This is a genomic window from Planctomycetota bacterium (assembly GCA_016872555.1).
Taxonomy (GTDB): Bacteria; Planctomycetota; Planctomycetia; order Pirellulales; family UBA1268; genus F1-20-MAGs016.
This window is the reverse complement of sequence record VGZO01000079.1, coordinates 1-10541: the sequence shown is the minus strand read 5'-3', so window position 1 is coordinate 10541 and position 10541 is coordinate 1. Positions and strand designations below refer to the sequence as shown.

The window sequence follows — 10541 nt, the reverse complement described above, 5'->3', positions numbered from 1 at the left end:
GCCCAGTGTGCGCCGGCTCCTTCAATCGCTTCTGCTGTGCTTCTCGCATCATTGCCCCATCTGCAATCGACCGATCAACGACGAACTCATGCGGGTCGATTCCAGTTGAGCTAACGTAGTAGTACTAGCAGCCCGTGGAAAAAGTGACCGGCCGCCGGATGCGGCCGACGGCGACCCGGGAAACCCTCGGCGTTTCCCGCGGTCGCCTCAGTGGACAAAGGCCATGGAGGGCTTTGTCCACGGACAGCTAGCGACCTCGTTTGAAGCGGCCCTTCACCGTCCGCGCCTCGATGGCCTGCCCGTCGAACCAGTACTGGAACGGGAAGGGATCGGGGCACAGAGGATGCGGTTTCGCGGCCGTTTTTCGCGGGTGCCCGCTCGTACCGGTGCTGTCGCCGGGAGTCGCCCCGACTTTTGTCGTGCCGGAGTCGTCTTCGACCCGGAGTCGGACTGGTCCGTGCAGGGAGTCTCCGGTCCTTTTCTCCAAGGGACCGGTCGTCCGGCACACCTCCCTGGCAACACGCCAGGGTTGAGTGTGTATTGTCGTGATCGTGGTCGCGGGCGCCCTTGCTCGTGGCGAGGCGGAACTCCCATACGGCCGCCAGACTGGCCGGCGCGGCCGTGGCGCTCGTCTTCGGAAGAACGCGATCGTCGCGTGCTCCGCTCGTCGTCGATCCGGCCTGCGGTGGCGGTGAGACCGTCATGGGGCTGGAACCGATTTCCAACGCAGCCCAAGGCTGTCTCGTGCAGGCCGCAGGCACGGCGCCCGAAGACGCTGATCGAGGTTTTGCCCGCCTCGCGCTTCCCGCAGGCGCGGGCCCGTTCGTGGCCGTCGGGCTCGACCCGACCGCCGGGAGGTTCGCACCCGGCGGGATGCAGTCCGGCGACAAACCGATGCCCTCGTACGCCATCCGGTGGGATGGCCAGGGATTCCGTCCGGCGCCAGAGGCGCTGGCGTGGAGTCGGACCAACGCCGACTTCTGGGCCCACGTCGATCGCACCGCTGCGGTCGTACTCGCGATCGACGGTCCCTGTGGGCTCCACCCCGACGGGCCGCGGTGGGATGCCCAGCGCGCGGCGTGGGATCCCGGTGGTGCCGCGCTCCGCGGCGCCGAGCGATCGGTCGCCGCCGCCGGGATCCACCTCTTCTGGAGCTCGCGCGACACGGTCCTGCACTTCGACGGGGCCAGCCGGTGGATCGCCCGATCGCTGACGCTGTTTGCCGAGAGTCGGCAGCGGACCGTGCCGATCACCGCGATCGAGACGCACCCCCACGGAGCGTTCGTGAAGCTGTGGCGAGTGCTCGGAGGAACGGGGCTCCCGCCGCGAAAGACCACGCCGGCCGGGCGCCGCGCGCGGTGGAGGATCCTGCGCTCGTTCATCGAGGGGCTGTCCGACGGGCCCCCCGCCAGCCACGACGAGATCGACGCCGCCTGTGCCGCCCTCGTCGCCGGCCTTCACCGGCTCGGGCTCACGGTGGCCTACGGCACACCCGCCGACGGCGGTGAGATCTGGCTGCCCGACGGGGAGCGGCTGGCGCGGGTGAGCGGCTGAACCGCGACCGGCGCCGCGATCACGCTCCCGCGGGCCCGGTTCGCTCTGGCGACGGCCAGACGGCGATCGTCAGCCCGCCGTCGTCAGTTCGTAGCACACGACCTCCTCGGCGTTGCGGACATACAGCCGGTCGCCGACCACGACCGGATGATTCCACGTCTTGTCGCCGAGGGCCTCGATCTTCCCGAGCTCCTCGTGCTTCTCGGGGGTCGCCCGCACGAGCACCAGCTCCCCCTTTTCGCTCACCACCACGATCAGCCCCGAGTCGGCGAGCAAGAGCGCCTGCCCCTTGGCATACCGGCCTCCCTTCCACTTGCGCTTGCCATCCTCGAGACCGATGCAGGCGAAGATCGCGTTGTCGAAGCCATAGATGGCGCCGTCGTGGACGAGGATGTCGTTGTAGTCGGGCTTGAGGTCGAGCGACGTCCACAGCTCCTTCCCCTCGAGGCCGTTTTCAGTGGCGGAAAACGCCACCAGCCGCGTGCCGGTGCCCATCCCCGCCGGGATGAGCAGCTTGTCGCCGCCGATCACCTGCGCCTGGCACGCCCGATAGCCTTGGTGTGCGAACGGATAGTCGTAGACGGTCTTGCCCGTCGCCGGATCGAGGAAGTGCGCACCGGAGTTTGACAGCAGGCAGAGATACTCCCGGTCTAGAAGCGTGATCTTCTGCACCGAGCTGTACGACATCTCGCCGGCCGGCGCCGTCCACGCCACCTGGCCATCCTCGACGGCCAGCGCGATGATCCCCTTGTCGCCCTTGCCCCCGGCATGGACGACGACGAAGCCGTTTTCGACACACGGCGAACCGGAAAAGCCCCACATCGGCGGCTCGCTCCGTCCCGCCGCCGCCTTGAGATCGGCTTTCCACACCAGCGTCCCGTCGACGGCGTTCAACCGCACGAGGATCCCCTCTGCCCCGAGGGCGTAGACCGAGCCATCGGCGAGCGTCGGCGTGCTGCGCGGCCCGAGCCCGCCGAGCGACTCGAAAAACCGCGACGGGGTGGCGAACGACCAGATCGGCTGGCCGGTCTTCGCGTCGTAGCACGACACCACCTCGTCCTCGAGGCGTTGCTCCTGGGTGAAGAGCCGGTCGGCGCCGATCGCAAACGAGCTCCACGCCGGACCGATCCGGTTGCGCCACACCTCGCGCGGCGGGTGGGCCGTCCAATCGTCGCTGAAGCGCAGGCCGGTCTGGGCGCCATTGCCCTGCGGTCCGCGGAAATGGGGCCAGGGGGCCGCTTCGAGTGCCGCCAGGAGCGCCTGGCTGTCGACCTCGGCGGGGACCGCGAGCTTCTCCGCGCGGCGAAAATCGTCATCGGCCAGTTGCTCGGCGGTCGGCTTCCAGCGCCAGTCGAACCCGAACGAAAAATCGCCCCACACGCCGTCGGTGCGGACGAGGGCCGAGTAGGCGGTGGCGAGCACGGCCAAGCCGAGGGCGAGCCACGTCCGCCGGATCGACAGCGTGTGCCCGAAGAGCATCGTGCCGATCGCGAACGCCGCGATCGCCATCGGGATCGTGAGCACGATCGGCAGCGGCCCGCGCATCGACGGATGGCAGATCGCCTGCTCGACCACGATCGCGCCGACGAGGCCCGCGACGCCGAGGAGCCGCTCGAACCAGCGTGCCCGGCTGGCCGCGAGCCACCACACCATCACGAGCAAGCCGATCAAAAACGGCCCGAAGGCGCTTGCCATCCAGATCATCGACGGCCCGTTGGGGACGAGCCCCGGCACGAACCGCATGAACCCCATCAGCGGCACAAGCACAAGCGGGATCCACGTCCGCAGGGGGCGCCACGCGTCGGTGCTCGCTGGCGGCTGGTGGCTCGCTGGCGGCTGGTGGCTCGCTGGCGGCTGGTGGTCAGGGTCGTAGCCGTGGTTCATCGGTCATGTCCTCGGGGCATTCCTGCCAGGTGACGGCAGGGTAGGTGGGCCCCTGGCGGTTCGGCAAGCGGAGGATGCGGGCGGCTCCAACGCCCCTCACACCCACACGAACTTCCCGGCATCGAGCGTCTGCTCGCCGTCCCAGCGATAGGCACAGAGAAAACCCCCCTTCGCCACGCTCCAATCCACGCAGGCGACGTTCGCTCGGAGAAGTTCGGGACGCGCGGCCCTGAGCCAGTAGTGCCCCACGAACACCGGCTTGGCATCGGGAGGGTAGGGCACTGCGGCGCTGATGACTTCGCGCGGGAGCGCCTCGTCGCAGTCGACCGTCTCGCCAGGCATCGCGTAGGTCCGCAGCGTGTGGCCCTCCGGTGGCTCATACCACTTCACCCGGGTGGCCGTGCGGTCATGGCCATCCTTGTCGCGAAACGTCATTCCCGGCGGGAGCGATCCCTCCTTGCCCTTGAGGATCGCTTCGACCGGCTCGAACAGGCTGCCGCGCGGCGCGCATGCGGCATGGAGAAACGCATCGCTGACCGGTCCCGCGATCCGCGCCATCCGCGTGTCGTCCCAGCAGGCATGGACCGCGCGGAGGCCGTCGAGGTCGAGCCACAGCGGCACGTGCGGAACCATTGAAGAGTCGACTGCAGCTCGTCGGCGGGGAGCTGCCGCATGGTCTCGGCGTGTTGCCGGCAGTTTTTCTCGTTGCGTGGGCGGAGGTATTCGCCGGGCGTGTCGGGGTCGGGGGTATGGAAGGCGAGGGCGTTGAGCTCGTGGTTGCCCATCACCGCCCGTGCCGCGCCCGATTCGATCATCGGCCGGACGATCGCGAGCGTCTCGCGGATCTTCGGGCCGCGGTCGATGAAGTCGCCGAGGAAGATCACCTGCCGCCCGGGGTGGCGGTGGCAGCCGCGCCGCCGTGTGTAGCCGAGCGTGGCGAGGAGGCGCTCGAGCGCGTCGGCTTGGCCGTGGATGTCGCCGATCAGGTCGTACATGGTCGGGTGGGGGCGCGGGGCGGCGGTTCTTCCAGTCCTTCCGTTACTCCTCGGCAGAATAGTCGCTGTCGAGCTTCTTGACGACGAAGGTTTGGGCGGGGCTGCAGCCGACGCCGTGGAGGATCATGAGGCGGGCAAGGGTGCGGCCGTCGACGAGGACCACCTTCGTGTCGATCTGGGCGGCGTACTCGATCGCGTCGCTCGTGAACGTGCTCGTGGTGATGAACACGCCTTTCCGCGCCCGGCGGCCATGGAGAGCCCCGACGAAATTGTAGATCTCCGGCCGTCGATCGCGGCCGAGTTTTCGGCGAGCACGACCCGGCCTGCCGCGGAGATCGTGAAGACGCCGCAGCGGACCCGCGAAATTTTCCAAGCAGCGTCACCCGAGCATCGTAGTCGACGACGGTGCAAAGCTTGATGGCTCGACCGTTTTCAAGGGTGAAGACGCTGGAGCGATGCAAGGTGGCCATCGAGTGCCCATACCCGCACAGTGGACATGGGGAACTTGTCGCAAAACTGCGTGAATAAATCCTTCACCGTCACGTCCGTCAAGCTGACTTGTCGCTGCGCCTCGTTTGGAAAGTCAACGAGCCATCGCTCGACGCCGCTAGTGCCGCTCCAGTCATCTTTGCCTTCAGGAAGCAGGGGCACCGGCTGCCATGGCGAACTTCCGTTGAGCGCGTTGCGCACTTCCGCGACAAATCGCTTCGCACATTGGTAGCAGTCGTGGCCATCGCGGAGCCGTGAAATATGGTTCCCCGTCTCGATGATGCACGGCACCGGAAGATAGAGATGATCCCCCGCATTCACATGGATCGTGAACGCCCCAAAGGTTGCCGCACGATTCTGGTTTCTGCCGGGAACATCGAGGATGTTGAGGAACACGCTCGTGTCGACGATCACGATCTGCCCCATCACGAAGCGGCCCCGCCGATACTCCGCATCCGCTCGATCCACTCCTGGCCCTGCCGTCGCTTTGCTTCGCGATCGACGGGTTGCTTGACAAACCGCTCGATCGCTCCGGACGTCATCAGATGCCCGAGCGGGCCTTTCACAAGCAAGTCCGAAACGTCCTCCAGTTCGCCGAGTTTCTTGAGCCGGCTGGCGCCCGTGTGTGGGTCGCGATAACAAAACACAACATCGCACAGTGCTGCATCGGGCAGTGCGTCGGCCAGTGCCGGATTATGGGTCGAGAGCAAGACGCGGAGGTTCCGGGACTGAGCGACAGCCCGGATACGCTCGAGCAAATCCCGGGCACGGCTCGGATGAACGCCGTTATCGATCTCCTCGATCACGACAAGACTGCCTTCCGGTGCCGAGAGCATCGCGGATGCGATCGCCAGCACGCGGAGTGTGCCGTCAGAAAGGAGGCTCGCGTCGAATTGCTGCTCTTTGCCTCCGAATGATTCCGTTGCTGCCAGCAACACCTCATTGCGTGGGGTGGTGATAAAGCTCAGCCCGAGGATGTCCTGCTCGGGGAGGCTGCGGATGAATCGGAGGATTTCCTCGCGATGAGCCTGTTGCACTGGATTGACGGTCGCCGCATCGCGTGGCCCCCAAAGCTTGTACAGCACACTCGACAGGTTCGTGCCATCGCCTTTGAGTCGTGTATCAGTCTGAAAAGCATACTGCCTCATGCGCGATGGTGCAGGGTCGAGGAACAGGATGTCTTGCAACAACGTCTGGTAGCGCTTGGCGACCTCGGGAATCACGGACTGGGAGCGTTCGTGTTTTTCGTCGAACCGGGCCGACCCCTCGAGTTGGACGAACACCGCCATTTGGTCACTGACGGTTGTATGCGGTTTGTTTCTTCCGCGTTGGAAGTTGTTGTACGCCACGCCCGCATCGGTTCCGACGCCTTCACTCGGCTGGTCGAGCTGGTAGAGAGGAAGCGTCTCTGAAGGATCGCTGATCGATTCCTCGACGATATGCAGCTCGCCGTCACGTTCTTCGATCGTAAGCGCGAGCGTTTGCCATGTGCTGTCATCGGTCTGGCAGCCGAGCGTGAACCGGTGGCTTGGTTGGCGGCACAGGTCGCCGACCCTTCCCCGCAGGATGCGGTCGCCGGCATTGATGGTGTATTGGATCGAAGACAACTTCTGCCCTTGGGCAAGCCAAGACAGCAGCCGCAGCGCCTCAATCGCGTTGCTCTTGCCCGACGCATTGGCACCGATCAGGAGCGTGATCGGCCCCAAAGGGAGCTCAGCGTGCTCATAGCTCTTGAAGTGTGCGAGCCGAAAGACGGTGAGCATATCACTCCTCCGAAATCACTTCCGGCATCGCTTTGCCGGCAACGTGCAGCCTCAGCCAAACTCTCTGAGTGTAGCACGGACACGCCGTGGAGCGGCTAGTCCACGACGAAGTAGTCGCTGTCGAGTTTCTTGACGACGAAGGTTTGCGCGGGGCTGCACCCCACGTCGTGGAGGATCATGAGGCGGGCGAGGGTGCGGCCATCGACGAGGACCACCTTCGTGTCGATCTGGGCCGCGTACTCGATCGCGTCGCTCGTGAACGTGCTCGTGGTCACGAACACGCCCTTGCGGGCCCGGCGGCCGTGGAGCGCGCCCACGAACTTGTGAATCTCCGGGCGACCAACGGAGTGGTCCCAGCGTTTGGCCTGGAGATAGATGGTGTCGAGGCCGAGGCGGTCTTCGTGGATGATGCCACTGTCTAAAGGCAACATTGCCGTTCGTCACCGCCCTTACCGGTGAGCCGGCCGGCGGCGTCGCCCCAGCCGCCGTAGCCCATGGACTTCATGAGATCGAGGACGACGGGAGAAGGATTTCGTGAAAGGGGGGGATGGGCATGGGAGATCACTCGGCGTCTGGTCGATACCGGTGGCGGGCCGGATCAGGGGCCGGAAAAGGGTCGCTGACATCGGCGAGCGAGATCGATCTGGAAACCTGTTCCGCCCAGGTGAGGATGCGGCGTTTGGCATCGGGGTCGGCGGTGTTGTCGTAATCGGTCCGATTGATCTCCCGGACGTTGCAGTGGGCCCAAGGGTGGCCGTGCTGCCGATCGAGATCATCCGCGGAAGGATCGAAGTGGAGCCACTCGATCCCCGCCGCCCGCGCGATCTCGGTGAGCGCTGACACCAGCAAGCGGGCGAGTTGATAGCGCTGGTCGGGCGTCTCCGACCGAAAGGCAGCCCAGACTTCGGATCGATGCCGAAGCCGGATCAACGAAAGGCCGGTGGCGTCCTTCGGGGAAGGCAGAAAGAGCGAGCGGTGGACGAAACGGGGAGAGGCCCGCGTCGCGTCGAAGTAGAGCGGTTGCCCGCCCTTTTCCTTGATTTGGCGGGCGACGATCTCGCTCCCGTCGACGGGCGGGGTCTTGTCGCGGGCCAAATCGTCATCGTCGATGTCGGCCATGGTCGATCAGGTCGGAAACCGTTCCTCGAGCGTCTGTACGTCGACGGCGACTCCGTCGCGGTACGTCACCAGTTCGATCGAGCCGTCGTTGAGAAACGACGCCGTGCGGATCGTCTCGATCCCGTCGCGGTCGCTTCGCCACTCCACGATGATCCCCCCCGCTGGATCGGGGACGATGCTGATGGGCGTGTTGGTCGGGTCCATTCGCCGCATCTCCTTGAGAACCCGGATCGCGGCGTCGATCGTCTCGTTGCTCGGCGCCGGTTCGGCGATCGGTCCTCTGCCATTCCAGATGCCAAGCAGAGCCTCGGTACAGTCATCCCACACCGCCGCGTGGTCGGCGCGGGAAGAGGTGGCGATCGCGTCCGGCGCCTGTTCAATGCCGGTCGGGCGCCGATCATCGAGCGTCGCGATCGAGGTGTCAGTCGTCATGTCGTCCCCACGCCTTTTTGGCCTCCGCCGAGGCGAGCGCATCGAACGCCCCCACGACGAGATCATGCCCCCATTGGAGCCCTCGTCGGAATTCGGCCTCCCAGTCAGTTTCCCCGCCGGGATCCTTCGGCGACAAGGGCAGCCGGCCCCGGGCCGTGAGTGTCACGAAAAGCAGGTCCTGGAACGCTGGCGCCGGTCCCCGGGCGGGTTTCGGCTCGACGTAGAGCCTGGCCTGCGGCGCGGCCGTTTCCCAGACCCACTGCCCCTGGACGCCGGCGATCGATGCCCCTGCGATCCCCGCAAACGGCCCGGCCCAAAGCCCGGGAAACACCCTCGGCCAATCGGCCGGCGTCTTCCAGAGATCCCCCTTGGGAATCCTGTTGACGTACACGACCTCCCACACGGCCGGCGTCGCCGGCGCTACGCCGACACTCGTGAGAAAGCCGTTCCAAGCCTGCCACGACTCGAGGAAGCGCTCGAGCGTGCCGGTAAACCGCGGGTAGTCGCCTGCGGGATCGTCGCCCCGTCGCCAATTCACGACGAGCCGATTGGCCTGCACCTGCTGGACCCATGCCTTGTCGGCCGAGGTCATCTGCACCCGCGTGTCGGGCTCTTCGGCGAGCGCCAGGCGGAGCGATGGGGGAAGCCACGACCGGCCCCCGGCAAACTCCTCGTTGATCGCCGGCAAGCCCTGCGTGGAGTGGACGATCGGGTAACGGCCGCGCTGCGAGGCCCAGTAGGCCCCGAGATGGGCCTGCGTGAGCCGACGCGGCGCGTCGAACTGTACCGAGATTGCCACCTCGGCGAGCGGGGCACGGGAGTAAGTGGGGCCGGCAGCCACTGATGCGTCCTTTGGATCCGGGAACGCGATCAGTCTAAATTCTGGGCACAGCCGTTGCCGAGGGCTGGGCGGGCTCGGGTTCCTCGAGCAATCGCCCACTTGGGCCCCGGTATCCTACTCCTCGACAAAGTAGTCGCTGTCGAGTTTCTTGACGACGAAGGTTTGGGCGGGGCTGCACCCCACGCCGTGGAGGATCATGAGGCGGGCAAGGGTGCGGCCGTCGTCGAGGACCACCTTCGTGTCGATCTGGGCGGCGTACTCGATCGCGTCGCTCTTGAACGTGCTCGTGGTCACGAACACCCCCTTCCGGGCCCGGCGGCCGTGGAGCGCGCCCACGAATGTGTGAATCTCCGGGCGACGATCGCGGCGGAGTTTTCGGCGAGCACGACCCGGCCGGCCGCGGAAATCGCGAAGACGCCGCAGCGGACCCGCGAACTGCGGTGTCCTTGCCCGCATTTGATGGCTGGCAGCTTTCGCCTTGCCTCGCTGAACCCCCTCCTGCCGTTGGCGGACAGTTTCCCCGCCACTACGATAAAAACGCCAGGTCCGGTGTATTTCCCGATTTTCGAGAGCTCGGCCATGCCGTATTTGAAGTGCCATGAAGCGGGTGAGCGGATCGCATCCGCAATCCACACGGTGAGCGCAGGCGCGCTCCACGAGATTGCCAGCGATCTTCTGCCCGAGACGCGCGCCGAGCCGGCACGATTGGCGACCGAACTGGCGGCCACGGTTCGCCGCGGAGTGGCCCCAGAGCTGCTCGTCGACCTGTGGAACGTCGTTTTTCCCGAGGACCATGACGTGTGGTTCAACGAGGAGACGAACGAATTGCATTACGAAACGGGACTCGTGGAATCGGCTGATTGACTTCCGGAGCTGACTGAAAGGGCTCCACCGTGCCTGCAACGGCGCTCCAGCATTTTCGCGAAGACATCGGCCGGGCTCGTGCGATCGTTCAGCACACCGATCCCTTGCCGACGGCATCGCCTCGAGATTCGCTGCTTCGCTCCGATCTTCTACGGAGCGCTTGGATGTTTGCAGTCGGCGCGATTGACGCGTACTTCAGCGATGCTTACGCGGACCTCGTCGCGGCGACGGCGATTTCCAAGCAGCGTCACCCGAGCATCGTGCTCCCGGACTCGATCCAGAACATCAAAGTGCCGATCCGCGCAGTGCTCGAAACCTACAACTCCAGAGATTGGAGATGGCGGATGGCGGCGAGGACGATGGTCGACTCGACCAGTTTCCTGAGCTTGGAAAGCATCCGGAAGTCCTTCAACCCCTTCTTCAGAAAAAGCCACAAACTCTTCGGCGACACACTGACTGATTGGATCCAACATCCGGCTGCGAAGATCAGGTTGTTTGGCATGTCCGCCAATGTCTATTCAGCGCTTAATCCAGCCGGCAAAGACAAGGCCATGAAGAACGTGCAGTCACAGTTCGCGGAGAGATACGACAGCATTTTTC

At 65.5% G+C, this 10541-nt stretch carries 10 protein-coding genes and 2 pseudogenes; 2 read left to right on the top strand and 10 right to left on the bottom strand.

All coding sequences use genetic code 11. The features are described 5' to 3' along the window. Window positions 1–621: 621 nt before the first annotated feature. Window positions 622–1554, top strand: a complete 933-nt coding sequence (locus FJ309_16280) for a DUF429 domain-containing protein (GenBank protein MBM3956139.1) — start codon at window positions 622–624, stop codon at window positions 1552–1554. A gap of 69 nt (window positions 1555–1623) precedes the next feature. Here FJ309_16280 and FJ309_16275 read toward each other — a convergent pair whose 3' ends face one another. The 10 genes and pseudogenes from FJ309_16275 to FJ309_16230 form a co-directional block, all read right to left on the bottom strand. After that, window positions 1624–3438, bottom strand: a complete 1815-nt coding sequence (locus FJ309_16275; protein ID MBM3956138.1) for an alcohol dehydrogenase — start codon at window positions 3436–3438, stop codon at window positions 1624–1626. 96 nt (window positions 3439–3534) lie between these two features. After that, window positions 3535–4433, bottom strand: a pseudogene (locus FJ309_16270) (diadenosine tetraphosphatase). 43 nt (window positions 4434–4476) lie between these two features. After that, complete coding sequence (locus FJ309_16265; protein MBM3956137.1) at window positions 4477–4806, bottom strand: hypothetical protein; 330 nt, start codon at window positions 4804–4806, stop codon at window positions 4477–4479. A 59-nt stretch (window positions 4807–4865) separates the two neighbouring features. Beyond that, complete coding sequence (locus tag FJ309_16260) at window positions 4866–5348, bottom strand: hypothetical protein (GenBank protein MBM3956136.1); 483 nt, start codon at window positions 5346–5348, stop codon at window positions 4866–4868. After that, window positions 5348–6685 (bottom strand): ATP-binding protein, encoded by a 1338-nt coding sequence (locus FJ309_16255; GenBank protein MBM3956135.1) that lies wholly within the window; start codon window positions 6683–6685, stop codon window positions 5348–5350. The genes FJ309_16260 and FJ309_16255 overlap by 1 nt, the downstream gene beginning before the upstream one ends. A 95-nt stretch (window positions 6686–6780) precedes the next feature. Beyond that, a pseudogene (locus tag FJ309_16250) lies at window positions 6781–7190 on the bottom strand (hypothetical protein). A gap of 56 nt (window positions 7191–7246) precedes the next feature. Beyond that, complete coding sequence (locus FJ309_16245) at window positions 7247–7804, bottom strand: hypothetical protein (GenBank protein MBM3956134.1); 558 nt, start codon at window positions 7802–7804, stop codon at window positions 7247–7249. 6 nt (window positions 7805–7810) lie between these two features. Further along, window positions 7811–8236 (bottom strand): hypothetical protein, encoded by a 426-nt coding sequence (locus FJ309_16240; GenBank protein MBM3956133.1) that lies wholly within the window; start codon window positions 8234–8236, stop codon window positions 7811–7813. Next, on the bottom strand, window positions 8226–9176 hold the full coding sequence (locus FJ309_16235; protein ID MBM3956132.1) for a TIGR04255 family protein: 951 nt from the start codon (window positions 9174–9176) through the stop codon (window positions 8226–8228). The genes FJ309_16240 and FJ309_16235 overlap by 11 nt, the downstream gene beginning before the upstream one ends. A gap of 15 nt (window positions 9177–9191) precedes the next feature. Further along, complete coding sequence (locus FJ309_16230; GenBank protein ID MBM3956131.1) at window positions 9192–10058, bottom strand: hypothetical protein; 867 nt, start codon at window positions 10056–10058, stop codon at window positions 9192–9194. Between the two features lie 47 nt (window positions 10059–10105). Between FJ309_16230 and FJ309_16225 the strand changes: the two genes are divergently transcribed. Further along, on the top strand, window positions 10106–10541 hold a 436-nt coding region (locus FJ309_16225; GenBank protein ID MBM3956130.1), incomplete at its 3' end, for a hypothetical protein.